Origin of the sequence: Pseudomonas sp. NPDC089741 (assembly GCF_044748825.1) — a bacterium.
Classification (GTDB): domain Bacteria; phylum Pseudomonadota; class Gammaproteobacteria; order Pseudomonadales; family Pseudomonadaceae; genus Aquipseudomonas; species Aquipseudomonas helmanticensis.
This window is the reverse complement of record NZ_JBIVGT010000027.1, coordinates 62264-78487: the sequence shown is the minus strand read 5'-3', so window position 1 is coordinate 78487 and position 16224 is coordinate 62264. Positions and strand designations below refer to the sequence as shown.

The 16224-nt window shown below is 59.2% G+C and carries 16 protein-coding genes and 1 pseudogene; 7 read left to right on the top strand and 10 right to left on the bottom strand.

From position 1 onward, the window contains the following. The first annotated feature begins 179 nt into the window (after nt 1-179). A complete protein-coding gene (gene pyrE / locus ACIPZE_RS21880) occupies nt 180-824 on the top strand; it encodes an orotate phosphoribosyltransferase (RefSeq protein WP_008038033.1) in 645 nt (214 codons plus the stop codon). Between the two features lie 115 nt (nt 825-939). Here pyrE and ACIPZE_RS21875 read toward each other — a convergent pair whose 3' ends face one another. The 7 genes and pseudogenes from ACIPZE_RS21875 to coaBC all read right to left on the bottom strand — a co-directional run bounded on the left by ACIPZE_RS21875 (nt 940) and on the right by coaBC (nt 6643). After that, nucleotides 940-1323 carry a hypothetical protein gene (locus tag ACIPZE_RS21875; RefSeq protein ID WP_400775218.1) on the bottom strand — a complete coding sequence of 128 codons (384 nt, stop codon included), beginning with the start codon at nt 1321-1323 and terminating at the stop codon, nt 940-942. Continuing rightward, the gene (locus ACIPZE_RS21870; RefSeq protein ID WP_108224984.1) at nt 1310-1882 is read right to left on the bottom strand and encodes a hypothetical protein; all 573 of its coding nucleotides are present in this window, start codon (nt 1880-1882) and stop codon (nt 1310-1312) included. The genes ACIPZE_RS21875 and ACIPZE_RS21870 overlap by 14 nt, the downstream gene beginning before the upstream one ends. Nucleotides 1883-1900: 18 nt before the next feature. Next, entirely contained in the window at nt 1901-2152 is a 252-nt protein-coding gene (locus ACIPZE_RS21865) for a hypothetical protein (protein ID WP_034152057.1), read from the bottom strand. A gap of 206 nt (nt 2153-2358) precedes the next feature. Next, entirely contained in the window at nt 2359-3264 is a 906-nt protein-coding gene (argB, locus tag ACIPZE_RS21860) for an acetylglutamate kinase (RefSeq protein ID WP_003229488.1), read from the bottom strand. A 17-nt stretch (nt 3265-3281) separates the two neighbouring features. Further along, a pseudogene (locus ACIPZE_RS21855) lies at nt 3282-4658 on the bottom strand (phosphomannomutase/phosphoglucomutase); the annotation flags it as partial. Between the two features lie 315 nt (nt 4659-4973). Beyond that, on the bottom strand, nt 4974-5429 hold the full coding sequence (dut, locus tag ACIPZE_RS21850; RefSeq protein ID WP_038359240.1) for a dUTP diphosphatase: 456 nt from the start codon (nt 5427-5429) through the stop codon (nt 4974-4976). A gap of 5 nt (nt 5430-5434) precedes the next feature. Beyond that, nucleotides 5435-6643: a bifunctional phosphopantothenoylcysteine decarboxylase/phosphopantothenate--cysteine ligase CoaBC gene (gene coaBC, locus ACIPZE_RS21845; protein WP_400775215.1), complete on the bottom strand. Its 1209-nt coding sequence runs from the start codon at nt 6641-6643 to the stop codon at nt 5435-5437. 135 nt (nt 6644-6778) lie between these two features. On the opposite strand from coaBC, the gene radC reads away from it, so the two are divergent. Beyond that, nucleotides 6779-7453: a DNA repair protein RadC gene (gene radC / locus ACIPZE_RS21840; RefSeq protein WP_400775213.1), complete on the top strand. Its 675-nt coding sequence runs from the start codon at nt 6779-6781 to the stop codon at nt 7451-7453. A 98-nt stretch (nt 7454-7551) separates the two neighbouring features. Here radC and ACIPZE_RS21835 read toward each other — a convergent pair whose 3' ends face one another. Further along, entirely contained in the window at nt 7552-9138 is a 1587-nt protein-coding gene (locus tag ACIPZE_RS21835; protein WP_400775210.1) for an ABC transporter substrate-binding protein, read from the bottom strand. A gap of 448 nt (nt 9139-9586) precedes the next feature. On the opposite strand from ACIPZE_RS21835, the gene rpmB reads away from it, so the two are divergent. Both rpmB and rpmG read left to right on the top strand, forming a co-directional pair. Then, nucleotides 9587-9820, top strand: a complete 234-nt coding sequence (gene rpmB / locus ACIPZE_RS21830; protein WP_007920377.1) for a 50S ribosomal protein L28 — start codon at nt 9587-9589, stop codon at nt 9818-9820. 11 nt (nt 9821-9831) lie between these two features. Beyond that, nucleotides 9832-9987, top strand: a complete 156-nt coding sequence (gene rpmG / locus ACIPZE_RS21825) for a 50S ribosomal protein L33 (RefSeq protein WP_003177274.1) — start codon at nt 9832-9834, stop codon at nt 9985-9987. Between the two features lie 181 nt (nt 9988-10168). Here the strand turns inward: rpmG and ACIPZE_RS21820 are convergent, their stop codons facing one another. After that, on the bottom strand, nt 10169-10531 hold the full coding sequence (locus ACIPZE_RS21820) for a cupin domain-containing protein (protein WP_008086800.1): 363 nt from the start codon (nt 10529-10531) through the stop codon (nt 10169-10171). A 240-nt stretch (nt 10532-10771) separates the two neighbouring features. On the opposite strand from ACIPZE_RS21820, the gene ACIPZE_RS21815 reads away from it, so the two are divergent. Both ACIPZE_RS21815 and ACIPZE_RS21810 read left to right on the top strand, forming a co-directional pair. Then, nucleotides 10772-12265 (top strand): aldehyde dehydrogenase, encoded by a 1494-nt coding sequence (locus tag ACIPZE_RS21815; protein WP_047596781.1) that lies wholly within the window; start codon nt 10772-10774, stop codon nt 12263-12265. A 188-nt stretch (nt 12266-12453) separates the two neighbouring features. After that, nucleotides 12454-13596, top strand: a complete 1143-nt coding sequence (locus ACIPZE_RS21810) for an MFS transporter (protein WP_283438345.1) — start codon at nt 12454-12456, stop codon at nt 13594-13596. A gap of 86 nt (nt 13597-13682) precedes the next feature. On the opposite strand, the gene ACIPZE_RS21805 is transcribed toward ACIPZE_RS21810, so the two are convergent. Continuing rightward, nucleotides 13683-15251 carry a phospholipase D family protein gene (locus ACIPZE_RS21805; protein WP_283438346.1) on the bottom strand — a complete coding sequence of 523 codons (1569 nt, stop codon included), beginning with the start codon at nt 15249-15251 and terminating at the stop codon, nt 13683-13685. A 283-nt stretch (nt 15252-15534) separates the two neighbouring features. Here ACIPZE_RS21805 and ACIPZE_RS21800 point away from each other — a divergent pair, with 283 nt between their 5' ends. Continuing rightward, nucleotides 15535-16185, top strand: a complete 651-nt coding sequence (locus ACIPZE_RS21800; RefSeq protein WP_400775206.1) for a DUF1120 domain-containing protein — start codon at nt 15535-15537, stop codon at nt 16183-16185. Nucleotides 16186-16224: the final 39 nt, after the last annotated feature.

The following is a 16224-nucleotide window of genomic DNA, read 5'->3' as shown; positions in this document are numbered from 1 at the left end:
AAAAAAACACCTACCAAATATATCAAAACAACAAAATAAACAAAAAACCAACAACACCATCATCAAAACAATACAATTTCACACTGATGATCCGCATAAATGGCCCCAAAAATCGCGTGCGTGTATGATACACGGCGTCAAGCTAATTAGCTAAATCCGTGGTATTTGGGGTTTTTTTCATGCAAGCGTATCAGCGCGATTTCATTCGTTTTGCCATCGATCGCGGCGTTTTGCGCTTCGGTGAGTTCACCCTGAAGTCCGGGCGCACCAGTCCTTACTTCTTCAACGCCGGCCTGTTCAACTCGGGTTCGGCCCTGGCGCAGCTGGGGCGTTTCTACGCGGCAGCCATCGTCGAAAGCGGTATTCCCTTCGACGTACTGTTCGGCCCTGCCTACAAAGGCATCCCGCTGGCGGCAACCACTGCCGTCGCGCTGGCCGAGCATCACGACCGTGACCTGCCATGGTGCTTCAACCGCAAGGAAGCCAAGGCCCACGGCGAAGGCGGCAGCCTGGTTGGCGCGCCGCTGACCGGCGACGTACTGATCATCGATGACGTGATTACGGCTGGCACGGCAATCCGCGAAGTGATGCAGATCATCGCTTCCCAGGATGGCGCCAAGGCTGCCGGCGTGCTGATCGCGCTGAATCGTCAGGAGCGTGGCAACGGAGAGTTGTCGGCGATCCAGGAAGTCGAGCGTGACTTTGGTATCCCGGTGATCAGCATTGTTTCGCTGAATCAGGTGCTCGAGTTCCTTGCCGACGATCCGCAGCTCAAGCAACACCTGCCAGCCGTCGAAGCATACCGCGCCCAGTTCGGCGTGTAATAACGCTGGTCTGTCGCACTTCCCCTGTAGGAGCTGCCGAAGGCTGCGATCTTTTGATCTTAAAAAACCAAATCAAAAGATCGCAGCCTTCGGCAGCTCCTACAGGGGATTCGATTTAACGCAGGTTTCGCCATTTTCTGATCAGTTTCACGGTTAATCCCGCATTGATCAGCGCAAATGCCAGCAGCGCCAGCACCACCATCACGTACAACGTCCGATCCACATCAAAATCCCACAGATCCAGTTTGCTGCCGCGGACAATGCCTACAGCGGCCGGTAGATTGACGTAAAACAACGCCACAAACGCGCACGTCAGCGGCAGCGCCCGCGAATAAAACGCCGTCCGTACTTTCCCTCGACTGCGTTTTCGGTTCAGCGGCCCCGACTGATATTCATCCAGCGCCAACGCCTCACTGAGCGTCGGCCACGCCAGATTGAACATGAACGTGGTCAGGGTCAGCAGCAAACCACTGACCGCGACGATGTCACTGAACGGCATTGAGTCCCAACGTCGTGCAGAGTAAGGCGTGGCTGTCCTCGCTGATCTCGAACTGCCCGGCGCTGCCCTTACGCTTGGTGATGGGTTTGAATGTCGGCTCGTTCTGGGTGATCAGCATGTTCAGCTCATCGCGAATCACATCCGAACTGATGACCACCAAAAACACGGTTTGCGCGTGTTCGGCCGTCTCGATCACCGCACGCATGCTGTGTTGCAGAATGTCATCGAGCTGATTGCGAAAGCGTGACACGGTGTTTTTCAGCAGGGTTTTGCTTTGGCTTTGGGTCAGTTGAAAGATCGTCGAGATCTGCGATTCGGTCGGCAATGTTTGCCCGAAGTAGCTCTGAATCAGGTAGAGCAGACGATCCTGCTTGGCCTCGTCAGCCCGGCTGGGCATGCCGCCTTCGACCAGCATTTTCAGGTATTCGGTCAGGCTGGCCTTGGCAATGCGCTGCAAGGCGTGGGTGATTTCAGCGTCGCCAATGCGCAAGGTTTTCTTGACCGGTTCCTTTTGTTCCAGCTCGAAAGCAGCGGCGTCGATCGTGAACGAGATCTGCATGGCTCATGCGCTCCGGGGTTATTTTTTGTTCGAGGGCGTGATGACCTTGGCGCTTTTGATGTCGGCAGGCTTTTCTGGATAAGGGTCTTTGATCGCATCACCCTGGCCGGTGAGGATCTTCCAGCCATTCAACGCATGCGCCGTTTTGCGAAATTGCGGGCACGGCGGCATCGAGGTTTTGGCTTGATTGGAATACTGATGGCCGCAATCAACGCACTCGTAAGTGCCTGGCGAAACATCGCTACCGTAAGGGACGTAGTTTTTTTGCATGGGTAAATCTCCGGTGGATGAAGGGAAGATCCTAGGGAGATTTGTTCGGAGGGAATGTCGGACGTTTCGCTGAGTTGTATCGGATGTTTCTTGCGCGCATAAAAAAGATCGCAGACTTCGTCAGCTCCTACAGTGACTTCGTACAAAACGACGTTTCTGTAGGAGCTGCCGCAGGCTGCGATCTTTTGCTGTTCAGCGATTACCGATCAAGGACGCTTGCGATTGCTGATCAGCGTGCCCACACCGGTGTCGGTGAAGATTTCCAGCAGGATCGCGTTCGGCACGCGACCGTCGATGATCAGCGAGCTACCCACGCCGCCCTGAACGGCTTCCAGCGCGCAACGGATCTTCGGCAGCATGCCGCCGTAGATGGTGCCGTCGGCGATCAGATCGTCGACCTGTTGCGTGCTCAGGCCGGTCAACACGGTGCCCGACTTGTCCATCAGGCCGGCGATGTTGGTCAGCAGCATCAGCTTCTCGGCTTTCAGTGCCTCGGCGACTTTACCGGCGACCAGATCGGCGTTGATGTTGTACGACTCGCCGTTTTCACCGACACCGATCGGCGCAATCACCGGAATGAAATTGCCTTTGACCAGCAGGTTCAGCAGTTCGGTGTTGATCCCGACCACTTCACCCACCTGACCGATGTCGATGATTTCCGGCTGAGTCATCTCCGGCGTCTGGCGGGTCACAGTGAGCTTCTTCGCACGAATCAGCCCGGCGTCTTTACCGGTCAGGCCGATGGCGCTGCCGCCGTGGCGGTTGATCAGGTTGACGATGCTTTTGTTGACCTGACCGCCCAAGACCATTTCGACCACGTCCATGGTCGCCGCGTCGGTGACGCGCATGCCATCGACGAAGTGGCTTTCGATCGACAGGCGCTTGAGCAGATCACCGATCTGCGGACCGCCACCGTGCACGACCACCGGGTTGATGCCCACGGCTTTCATCAAGACGATGTCGCGGGCGAAGCCGGTTTTCAGCTCCTCGCTTTCCATCGCGTTGCCGCCGTATTTGATCACCAGGGTCTTGCCGACATAACGTCGGATGTAAGGCAACGCTTCGGACAAGACCTGGGCGGTATGGGCGGCGGCTTCGCGTTCGAGGGTCATTCAGGGCTCCGGGTGGATCAGAACGGTAGTTGGAGATCAGGTGCAACGCGTTTCAGTTGGGCGTGGAACACATCCTTGATGCGCTGCAATTCAGCCTCGTCATCGGCCTCGAAGCGCAGCACCAGCACCGGTGTGGTGTTGGATGCGCGCACCAGGCCCCAGCCTTTGGCGTAATCGACTCGCACGCCGTCGATGGTGGTCAGGTCAGCGCCTGCGCCCCACTGTGCGTCGTGCAGTGCATCAATGATGCTGAATTTGCTCTCTTCGGTCACATGGATATTGATTTCAGGCGTAGAAATATCGTTCGGGAAGGTCGCAAACAGCTCTTCCGCGGTGGATTTTTCCTTGCTGAGGATCTCCAGCAGCCGTGCGGCGCTGTAGATACCGTCGTCGAAACCGAACCAGCGCTCCTTGAAGAAGATGTGCCCGCTCATTTCGCCGGCCAATAGCGCGCCGGATTGTTTCATTTTCTTTTTGATCAACGAATGACCGGTCTTCCACATTAGCGGGCGACCACCGTATTCCTTGATCAACGGCACCAGACGACGGGTGCATTTGACGTCGAAAATGATCTCGGCGTCCGGGTTGCGCGCGACCACGTCACGGGCGAAGAGCATCAGCAGGCGATCCGGGTAGACGATGCTGCCGGTGTTGGTCACCACGCCGACACGGTCGCCGTCGCCGTCGAAAGCCAAACCGATGTCGGCGTTGGTTTCCTTGACCTTGGCGATCAGGTCGACGAGGTTTTCAGGCTTGCCCGGATCCGGGTGATGGTTGGGGAAGTTGCCGTCGACTTCGCAGAACAGCGGGATGACTTCGCAGTTCAGCGCTTCGATCAGTTGCGGGGCGATCACGCCGGCCGCGCCGTTGCCGCAGTCGACCACGACCTTCATGCGCCGAGACAGTTTGATGTCCTGGACGATTTCGGTGTTGTAGCGGTCGAGGATCTCGACCTGGGTGACGCTGCCCGCGCCGCTGCTCAAGTTGTTGGTCTTGAGGCGCTCGTGCAGGGCCTGGATCTGTTCGTTGGCGAGGGTGTCGCCGGCGATGACGATCTTGAAGCCGTTGTAGTTCGACGGGTTGTGGCTGCCGGTGAGCATCACCCCGGACTTGCCGGCCAGTACGTTGGCGGCGTAGTACAGCGCCGGCGTTGGCACCAGGCCAACATCGCTGACATGGCAGCCGCTTTCGGCGATACCGCGAATCAGCTCGGCAACCAGCTCCGGGCCGGACAGGCGACCGTCGCGACCGACGGAAACATTGGGTTCACCTTGGGCCAGGCTCTGCGAACCGATGGCGCGGCCAATCCAGTAAGCGGTTTCGGCATTGAGGAATTCCGGCACGGTGCCGCGAATGTCATAGGCGCGGAAAATGCTGTCGGGCAGCTTCGGGGCGATCTTGGCTGGGGTGCTCATCTGCACAAATGCTCCATCTCGAAAGTGGCGGGACAGACCGACGAATCATTCGACGGCAGGCTCAAACTGAAGGGTATGACGGCGTTTTCCACAGAGAGTTCGTGGTGTGAAAGGGCCATGACGCCTCGCCTGGCGCGGCTTTCGACCGGCAAAACCTTGATTTACGGCGGTAAACCTTTCAACTGATCTGCCTGAAATTTTCACCTGTAGGAGCTGCCGCAGGCTGCGATCTTTTGACGTTGATTTTTAAAAACAAGATCAAAAGATCGCAGCCTGCGGCAGCTCCTGCATGGATTATTTGGTGCCGGTGTGACCGAAGCCGCCAGTGCCGCGTTCGGTTTCGACGAACTCTTCAACCATTTCAAAGTGTGCCTGTACCACCGGAACCAGCACCAGTTGCGCCAGGCGTTCGCCGACGGTCATGGTGAAGTCGGTCTGGCCACGGTTCCAGCACGACACCATCAGCGGGCCCTGGTAATCGGAGTCGATCAGGCCGACGAGGTTGCCCAGCACGATGCCGTGTTTGTGGCCCATGCCCGAGCGCGGCAGGATCAGCGCGGCGAGGTTCGGGTCGCCGATGTAAACCGACAGGCCGGTGGGGATCAGCACGGTTTCACCCGGTTTGATCACAATGTCCTGATCGAGCATGGCGCGCAGGTCGAGGCCGGCGGAGCCTGGCGTGGCGTATTGCGGCAGCGGGAAATCGGTGCCGATGCGTGGGTCGAGGATCTTGGCTTGCAAAGCGTGCATGTAAATTAAACCTGGTTCAGACGTTCGGCGATAAAAGTGACCAGTTGGCGAGCGATCTTGCTCTTGCTGGTCTGGGCGAAAACCGTGGCGTGCAGCGAACGGTCAATCACGCTGCAGGCGTTTTCTTCGCTGTTGAAACCGATGCTCGGGTTGGCGACGTCATTGGCGACGATCAAATCGAGATTCTTGTCCTTCAGCTTGCGTGCAGCGTAGTCGAGCAGGTGTTCGGTCTCGGCGGCAAAGCCGACACTGAACGGACGGTCGGGACGGGTCGCAATGGTGGCCAGAATGTCTGGATTGCGCACCATTTGCAGGACGAAGCCGTCGCCGCTCGTAGGATCTTTCTTGAGTTTTTGCGGGGCAACCACCTCCGGGCGGTAGTCCGCCACGGCTGCCGAGGCGATGAACACGTCGCACGGGATCGCCGATTCGCAAGCCGCGAGCATGTCGCGGGCACTGACCACATCAATGCGCGTGACGCGATCCGGGGTCGGCAGGTGCACCGGGCCGCTGATCAGCGTGACGCGGGCGCCGGCTTCCACCGCGGCTTCGGCAAGGGCAAAGCCCATTTTTCCGGAGCTGTGGTTAGTGATGTAGCGCACCGGGTCGATGTTTTCCTGGGTGGGGCCGGCAGTAATCACCACGTGTTTGCCGGTCAGTGCCTGACGCTGAAAGCAGTCTGCCGCGCATTGCGCCAGATCGGTGGCTTCCATCATCCGGCCCATGCCGACGTCGCCACAGGCCTGGCTGCCCGAGGCCGGGCCGAAGGTCTTCAGGCCACGGCTTTCCAGGAGTTGCAGGTTGGCCTGAGTCGCCGGATCGCGCCACATCGCCTGATTCATTGCCGGCGCGACCGCCACGACGGCGTCGGTGGCCAGCACCAGCGTAGTCAGCAGATCATTGGCGATGCCTTGCGCCAGACGCGCGATCAGGTCGGCGGTGGCCGGGGCGATCAGCACCAGGTCGGCCCATTTGGCCAGCTCGATGTGGCCCATCGCAGCTTCAGCCGCCGGGTCGAGCAAGTCGAGGTGCACCGGGTGGCCGGACAGTGCCTGCATGGTCAGCGGGGTGATGAACTCGGCGCCGCCGTGGGTCATGACCACGCGCACTTCGGCGCCCTGGTCGATCAGGCGACGAACCAGATCAGCGCTCTTGTAGGCCGCGATGCCGCCGCCGACGCCCAGAACGATGCGTTTCCGATACAGCCGCTGCATAGGTCTGCCTTTCATTTCGTGGGTGACATACGTGGCGAAACCCCCTCCCCAGGGTGAATTCGCCCGCAAAAAAGATGGGCTAAGATATCACAGCGACCGCTACGGAACAGCGGCGCCCACAGACAGGGAAGTGCTATGAGTATTCGCGATTGGCCGGCGGCGGAACGCCCGCGGGAGAGGTTGTTGGAGCACGGGGCAGCAAGCCTTTCGGACGCGGAGTTATTGGCTATTTTTCTGCGTACGGGCTTGCCTGGAATAAGTGCTGTGGATCTGGCGCGCAACCTGTTGAGTCAATTCGGCAGCCTGCGTTTGCTGCTTGAGGCCGATCAGGACGCATTCAGCAAACAATTGGGTCTCGGGCCGGCGAAGTTTGCGCAACTTCAAGCTGCTCAGGAAATGAGCAAGCGACATCTGGCGGAGCGATCACGGCAGAAGCCGGCATTGGAAAACCCTCAGGTCGTGCGCGATTACCTGAAGGCGATGCTGCGGCACGAACCCCACGAAGTGTTCGGGTGCCTGTTTCTCGATTCCAAACATCAGGTGCTGGCCTTCGAAGCGTTATTTCGCGGCTCGATCGACAACACCAGCGTGCACCCTCGGGAAGTCGTGAAGCGGTCATTGGCCAACAACGCGGCGGCGGTCATCCTCTGCCATAACCATCCGTCGGGGAACACTGACCCCAGCCAGGCTGATCGATTGCTGACCAAACGGCTGCAAAAGGCCTTGGATCTGATTGATGTGCGCGTTCTCGATCACTTCATCGTCGGTGAAGGCGAGCCGCTGTCGATGGCGGAATGTGGCTGGATGTAACCCTTCCCCTGTAGGAGCTGCCGCAGGCTGCGATCTTTTGATCTGCAAAAACAACCTCAAAAGATCGCAGCCTGCGGCGGCTCCTACAGGGGGATCGGTTATTTCAGGTTGACCTTGGAGTAGTCCTGGCGGCCAAACGGGCTGACGGCGTAACCCTGCACGTCTTTGCGCGTCAGTGCGTAGGCGGTTGGGTGAGCCAGCGGCAACCATAGCGCCTGCTGCTGAATCTGCGCCTGCGCCTGCTCGTACAGCTTGGTGCGCACACCTTGCTCGCTGGTGGTCTTGCCGGCGCTGATCAGCTTGTCCAGATCGGCGTTGCAGTAGCGGGCGAAGTTGGTGCCCGACTTGACCGCAGCACAGGAAAACTGCGGCGTGAGGAAGTTGTCCGGATCGCCGTTGTCGCCGGCCCAGCCCATGAACAGCAGATCATGCTCGCCGGCCTTGGCGCGGCGAATCAGCTCTCCCCACTCGATCACGCGGATTTCCGCCTGAATGCCGATTTCTGCCAGATCCGACTGCAACAATTGCGCGCCGAGGCTTGGGTTCGGGTTGAGCAGGCTGCCGGACGGACGCGTCCAGATGGTGGTCTGGAAACCATCCTTCAAACCGGCCTTGGCCAGCAGCGCCTTGGCTTTGGCGACATCGTGCGGATACCCCGGCAGGCTCTTTGCGTAGCTCCAGGTGTTTGGCGGATAAGGGCCGTTGGCCGCTTCGGCGGTGTCTTCGAACACCGCCTTGATGTAGTTGGCCTTGTCGAATGCGAGGTTGATCGCTTGGCGCACTTCCGGCTTGTCCAGCGGTGGATGCTGGCTGTTGATGCCGACGAATGCGGTCATGAACGCGTCAGTCTTTTCGACTTTCAATGTCGGCTCTTTCAGCGCGGCCTGTACGTCGAGAGGCTTCGGCGACAGGGCGATCTGGCATTCGTTACGTCGCAGCTTTTGCAGGCGCACGTTGGCGTCCGGGGTAATGGCGAAGATCAACGGATCGACCGCAGGCTTGCCACCGAAGTAATCCGGGTTGGCCTTGTAACGGATCGCCGCGTCTTTCTGGAAACGGTTGAACACGAACGGGCCAGTGCCGATCGGCTGGCTGTTGAGCTTGTCCGTCGCGCCGGCCTTCATCAGCTTGTCGGCGTATTCGGCGGAGTAGATCGAAGCGAAGCCCATGCTCAGGGTCGCGAGGAATGTCGAATCCGGATGATCAAGGGTGAAGCGCACGGTCAGCGGATCGAGTGCGTCGATCTTCTTGATCAGCGCCGGCAACTGCATCGACTGCGCATGCGGGAAGCCGCTCTGGGCGACTTTGTGCCACGGGTTGGCCGGGTCTAGCATGCGGTCGAAACTGAATTTGACGTCTTCGGCGGTCAGCTCGCGGCTCGGCTTGAAATAATCGGTCGTGTGAAACTTCACCTGCGGGTGCAGCTTGAACACGTAAGTCAGGCCATCGGTGCTGACTTCCCAGCTATCGGCCAGGCTTGGTACGACTTTGCCGCTGGCGGTGTCGAAGTCCACCAGACGGTTCATCAGCACGTCGGCCGAGGCGTTGGTGGTGGTCAGTGAGTTGTATTGCACCACGTCGAACCCTTCCGGGCTGGCCTCGGTGCAGACGCTCAGTGCGGCAGCCTGGGCCAGAGGGCTCAGCAGGAGCGGGGCGAGCAGCAGGGGTAGGGCAGCGAGGCGCATGGTCGGTTTCCTTTTACAGATCGAAGGCCCATCTGCAAGTGCAGTCTGGAAAAGGCCTACCCTAGAGGGCTGGATTACAAATGACTATCCCCTTTTTGCATTTTAAGGGCACAGTGATGGCCGTTTTTCAGACCGCGGTGCTTCGCAAAAAGTCTGAAACGCCTGCTTGGGCGACTTTCTGCGACGAGTGGTAAAAATCGATGCCGGCCTTTATCCAAAGCGTTCGCAGACCGAAAAAGCGCCTTTTTACCGATTGATTGCACACCGAATGTTGTTGCACCCCGGTCTTTCTGGTATAAAGCAGCGCTCTTTTCTAGGGGCCCGGTTCCTTCACTGTAGGTGTAGCCGGTAAGACCTCTAAAGAAACGCGGCGCCTGGCGCCAAATGACTGAGAGATTAAGCGGCCAACCCATGCCGGGTTGGGCATGTGGTTTTAGAGGGCTGAGGCATGTCGAGAGTATGTCAAGTTACCGGTAAGGGTCCGGTGACTGGGAATAACATTTCCCACGCAAACAACAAAACCCGTCGTCGTTTCCTGCCGAACCTGCAGCATCACCGCTTCTGGGTTGAAGAAGAGAAACGTTTTGTGCGTCTGCGCGTATCTGCCAAAGGCATGCGTATCATCGACAAGCGTGGCATCACTGTCGTGCTCGCCGAACTTCGCCGCGATGGCAAGATTTAAGGGAGCTAATCATGCGTGAATTGATTCGTTTGATCTCGAGCGCCGGTACTGGTCACTTCTACACTACCGACAAGAACAAGCGTACTACCCCGGACAAAATCGAGATCAAGAAATATGATCCGGTTGTTCGCAAGCACGTGATCTACAAGGAAGGCAAAATCAAGTAATTGATTTTTCCCGACTTACGAAAAAGGCCCGTATCTCACGATACGGGCCTTTTTTGTTGCCTCGGTTTTCTGTGGTGCCTGTGCGGGCCTCATCGCGAGCAGGCTCACTCCTACATTGGAATGCGGTCACCTGTAGGAGTGAGCCTGCTCGCGATAGGGCCGGGTCAGCCAGCAAAAATCATCAGGCTTTCTGTTCGAAAATCACATAGACCTTGCGGCAAGCCTCCAGCACTTCCCAGGTGCCACGAAACCCCGCCGGAATCACAAACCGGTCGCCAACACGCAAGGTCTTGGCATTGCCATCGCTGTCCCGCAGTACCGAAACGCCCTGCAAAATCTCGCAGTATTCGTGCTCGGTGTAATTCACCGTCCACTGCCCAACCGCACCTTCCCACACGCCAACGCCCATCTGCCCACAAGGGCTATCGTATTGATGAAACACGGCCTGTTCAGGATCACCCTTGAGCACTTTGGCCGGGTCCGGGCGATAGCGTTCGGCTTCGCTGCTGGTAAGGCTGATGTCGACGACGTTCTGGATGTTCATTGTTGTTATCCCCTGTGAATACGGCGCGATGGGCTGGAAAGGGCCAAAGTCTATGTTGATTAAAATCAACACCGCAAGGCCGTATGGCCACCTTATGTCAAATATATTGAAACAAACCCGGTGCCTGGTTTAGGGTGGCGGGTGCCTCTGGCCGAAAAAACCGGCTGGCCGGGCAGAATTCTTGAGGACGCTGGCGAAGATCGCGCGGCGCTCGTATTCAACAAGCGGAGGACACTCGAAATGACCACCCTGACTCGTGCCGACTGGGAGCAACGCGCCCGCGACCTGAAAATCGAAGGCCGCGCCTACCTCAATGGCGAATACACCGACGCCGTCTCCGGCGAAACCTTCGAGTGCATCAGCCCGGTCGATGGCCGTCTGCTCGGCAAGATTGCCAGCTGTGACGCCGCCGACGCTCAACGCGCTGTGGAAAACGCCCGCGCTACTTTCAATTCCGGCGTCTGGTCGCGCCTGGCGCCGACCAAGCGCAAAGCCACCATGATCCGTTTTGCCAGCCTGCTGAAACAGCACGCTGAAGAGCTGGCCCTGCTCGAAACCCTCGACATGGGCAAACCGATCAGCGACTCGCTGTACATCGACGTCCCGGGCGCGGCGCAAGCGCTGAGCTGGAGCGGTGAAGCGATCGACAAGATTTACGACGAAGTGGCGGCGACTCCGCACGATCAACTGGGTCTGGTGACCCGCGAGCCAGTGGGCGTGGTCGGTGCCATCGTGCCGTGGAACTTCCCGTTGATGATGGCCTGCTGGAAGCTCGGCCCGGCGCTGTCGACCGGTAACTCGGTGATTCTCAAACCGTCGGAAAAATCCCCGCTGACCGCCATCCGCATTGCCGCGCTGGCCGTTGAAGCCGGTATTCCGAAAGGCGTGCTCAACGTGCTGCCGGGCTACGGCCACACCGTCGGCAAGGCGCTGGCCCTGCACAACGATGTCGACACCTTGGTGTTCACCGGTTCGACCAAGATCGCCAAGCAACTGATGATCTACTCCGGCGAATCGAACATGAAACGCGTCTGGCTGGAAGCCGGTGGCAAGAGCCCGAACATCGTCTTTGCCGACGCGCCGGATCTGCAAGCCGCCGCCGAATCTGCCGCCAGCGCCATCGCCTTCAACCAGGGCGAAGTCTGCACTGCCGGTTCGCGTCTGCTGGTCGAGCGTTCGATCAAGGACAAGTTCTTGCCGATGGTGATCGAGGCGCTGAAAGCCTGGAAACCGGGCAACCCGCTGGATCCGGCGACCAACGTCGGCGCGCTGGTGGATACGCAGCAGATGAATACCGTGCTGTCGTACATCGAATCCGGCCATACCGATGGCGCCAAACTGGTGGCTGGCGGCAAGCGCATCCTGCAGGAGACCGGTGGCACCTACGTTGAGCCAACGATTTTCGATGGCGTGAGCAACGCGATGAAGATTGCCCAGGAAGAGATTTTCGGCCCAGTGCTGTCGGTGATCGCTTTCGATACGGCTGAAGAGGCGATCCAGATCGCCAACGACACGCCGTACGGTCTGGCCGCTGCGGTCTGGACTCAGGACATCTCCAAGGCCCACTTGACCGCCAAAGCGCTGCGCGCCGGTAGCGTCTGGGTCAACCAATATGATGGCGGCGACATGACCGCGCCGTTCGGTGGCTTCAAGCAGTCGGGCAACGGTCGCGACAAGTCGCTGCACGCTTTCGACAAGTACACCGAGCTGAAAGCGACGTGGATCAAGCTGTAAGCCGTTAACGGGAGCCCGGTCACGCCGGGCTACCTGACGAAACAGAGATCCCCTGTGGGAGCGGGCTTGCTCGCGAATGCGGTGCATCAGTCAGCACATTTGCTGAATGTGAAACCGTATTCGCGAGCAAGCCCGCTCCCACAGTGGTTTTGCGGTGCACATAATAATTACCCACAGGAGCGTGGAACATGCGTTGGGCGACGTATTTCGCCGTGTTGGCGTCTGTCCTGAGTGTCGGCCTGGCCCTGGGGGTCAGTATGCCGCTGGTGTCGTTGCGCCTGGAGGGTTGGGGTTACGGCTCTTTCGCCATCGGTGTGATGGCGGCGATGCCGGCGATTGGCGTGTTGTTGGGCGCAAAGATTTCCAGCCATCTGGCAGCGCGCTTCGGCACAGCCAACCTGATGCGCCTGTGCCTGTGGGCCGGGGCGCTGTCGATTGGCTTGTTGGCGTTGTTGCCGAGCTACCCGATCTGGCTGCTGTTGCGCCTGATGATCGGCGTGATCTTGACCATCGTGTTCATCCTCGGTGAAAGCTGGATCAATCAACTGGTGGTCGAAAACTGGCGCGGGCGATTAGTGGCGCTGTATGGCAGCAGCTATGCCTTGAGCCAGTTGTCTGGCCCGCTGCTGCTGGGCGCGCTAGGCACCGAAGACGATTACGGATTCTGGGTTGGCGTCGGCTTGCTGTTGGTTTCGCCGTTGCTGTTGCTGGGCCGTAGCGGTGCACCAAGCAGCGAAGCGAGCAGCGTGACGTTCCGCGACCTGTGGGTATTCGCGCGCGACCTGCCGGCGATTGCCTGGGCGGTATCGTTGTTCGCCGCGTTCGAGGCAATGATTTTGACGCTGTTGCCGGTGTATTGCCTGCAACAGGGCTTCACTGCCGAAATCGCGCTGGCGATGGTCAGTACTGTGGTGGTCGGCGATGCATTGCTGCAATTGCCGATTGGCGCGTTGGCCGATTACCTGTCGCGGCGCACGTTGTTTGCCGGCTGCGCGGTGGTGCTGATGCTGTCGAGTCTGGCGATTCCGCTGTTGCTCGATACGCTGCTGATCTGGCCGTTGTGGGTGTTGTTTGGCGCCAGTGCCGGTGGTTTGTTCACCTTGTCGCTGATTTTGATTGGTGAGCGTTATCGCGACGATGCGCTAGTGCGCGCCAATGCGCATATCGCGCAGCTGTGGGGCGTCGGTTGTCTGATCGGGCCGCTGGCGGCGGGGGCGGGGAGCCAATGGATCAGCGGGCATGCGTTGCCGCTGTTGATGGCGATCGGGGCGTTTGGGTTGGTGATATTGCTATTGCGCCAAGGGGCATTTGGTACAGAGCAAACGGCTTAAGGTCAAAAGATCGCAGCCTGCGGCAGCTCCTACAGTTGAAATGTATGTCCATGTAGGAGCTGCCGCAGGCTGCGATCTTTTGCTTTTCAAAGCATCCGCTCAAGCCCCACGGTGGTGCTGAACCACGCATTGAAGCGTCGCCACCAACTCCCCGGCTCTTTGCTCAGTGTGTGCATCTGGCCATTGTCTTCGGTCACCCAGACAATCTTGCCATCCTGCAATTTCGCCTCATAACTCAACGCTGGTGCCATACCCTGCAACGCGAGCTCGCGCACATGTTCGGCCAGTTCGGGGCTGTCGACCAACACGCCGACTTCGGTGTTCCACAACACCGAACGCGGGTCAAAGTTGAACGAGCCAATGAACGATTTCTGCCGATCGAAGATCATCGCCTTGCTGTGCAGGCTTGAATCCGAGCCGCGAAACGACTTGCTGTAAAACACATGCGGCCCGCTGCCGTAGTTATCCCCAGGCTGGCGTCGTAACTCATACAGCTTCACGCCGTGTTCGAGCAGCGCTTTGCGATAGGGCGCATAACCGCCGTGCACTGCGGGCACATCGGTGGCCTCCAGCGAGTTGGTCAGCAGGCTCACCGCCACGCCGGCATCGGCGCGTCCGGTCAGGTACACCAACCCTGGCTGGCCCGGCACGAAGTACGCCGAGATCATGATCAGTTCTTTGCTGACACCCCTCAGCTCTGGCGCCAGTTGCGTGGTCAGCAGCAATTGCGGATCCGGCTCGTCCTTGGCCAGCACCTTGCTCGGCGCGTCCCACAGCGCCTGATTCCACGCCCAGATCAGCTCCTTGCGCCAGATGTCCATGCGCGGCTCGGTGGTGAAGGTCATCAGCTGCTGATAGAGCGCGTGATTCTGTTTGCGCGTGTCTTCCAGCGATTCTTCCAGGCGCGTGCGGGTGTTCTGCAAATCCCGGGCTGAGGGTTTGCTGGAGAGGAATTCATCGATGGGCTTGCTCAGTGCGCTGTTCCAGTACTGATCGAAACTGTGCCCGAGCTGCTCGGCCACCGGCCCCATGCTGAGCATGTCGATGTCAGTGAAATTCAGGTTCGGCTCGGCATCGAAATACTCATCGCCCAGATTGCGCCCGCCGACGATGGCCGCACTGTTGTCCGCCAGCCACAACTTGTTATGCATGCGCCGATGCTGCAGCGACAGGTTGAACAGACGTCCTGCTGCGCGCGTTACGCCGGTGCTGCGCCCCAGATGCAGAGGGTTGAACAGCCGGATCTGGATCTGTGGATGCGCGGCCAGGGTGGCGATGATCTGGTCGAGGCCGTCGCTGGTGGTGTCGTCGAGCAGGATGCGCACGCGCACGCCACGGTCGGCCGCCTTGAGCACCTCTTCCACCAGCATGCGCGTGCTGATGCCGTCGTGAACGATGTAGTACTGCAAATCGAGGCTGACCTGCGCATTGCGGATCAGCTCGGCGCGGGCGGTGAAAGACTCGGTGCTGTTGGACAGCAGGCGAAAGCCGGAACGGCCCTGATGGGGTGCGGCCTGGGCCTGGATTGAGCGGCCGAAGCTGGAGCTGGACGCCGGCAAGGCCTGGCTCGGTTCGCGCGGCACATCGAGCGTGGCACAGCCGTTCAAGAGCAAGGCGAGCAGCGCTGCAGCGATCAGTTTTTGTCCGGGAATCACGTGGCGGTCTCGGGTCGTGACGGAGGGCGAAGTATGGCATGGGCATCGCTGCCCTGAATTCAATCGATGGGTGCTGCAAGGCAGCAGCACGCAATGTTTTGTCATCGAGAAGTAGGAAATAGTTTCTTGGCAGCGATTGCCTATGAATCAGGTCGATTTTTCCCCATCCAGGCGATGTTTTCTCCTACAGATTTATCCTCCAAAAGCCGCAATTATCCGCCCGCTTACTTACGTGTGAAGTCAGTAGGAAGCTTTTTTGTTAATGACATGGAAGATACGGCTTATGAAAAACACCCACCGGCTCGCCGTCCTCGCTGCGGCCTTGCTACCCTCGCTGGCATTGGCGGAGAGCGTTGACCTGAGCGTCATCGGCACCATCATTCCGACCTCCTGCATCCCGGCTTTTGCCGGGGGCGGAACGGTAGACTTGCGCAAGATTTCCGCGTCTACGCTTAACGCCACCACGCAAACGTTGCTGCCGGAACGAGACATCTCGCTGCACATCAATTGCGACGCCCCGGCTCCGGTTGAAGTGTCGGTTCGCGATAACCGTGCAGCGACCAAATTGCCGGGTATCAGCGATGGCGCCGGTCAAAGTGATCCGGTGTTGTTCTTCGGTCTTGGCGCCATCGATGGCACGCGGATCGGTGGATTTGCCCTGCGCCATGGCACGCCGGAGACTGACGGAACAAGTCGCGCACTGCTGACCCGCACGCTCGCAGCGCCAGCATGGGGCGTGCCGTCCAGCTCCTTGGTGAGCAATGCCCCGGCGCTGTATTCCTGGGGTGTCAATGCCGCGACAGGGCCTGTTGCCGCTCGGCATCACGGCTTCCCGATGAGCTTGCTGCCGATCATTGGCGCGAGTAACAACTTGCCGATCACCAACGAGATCCCGCTCGATGGCTCGGTGACCTTCGACATGTTCTACCTCTGACCGTCGAGCCCGGCGGCCACCAGGTTGCCGGGCTTTTCC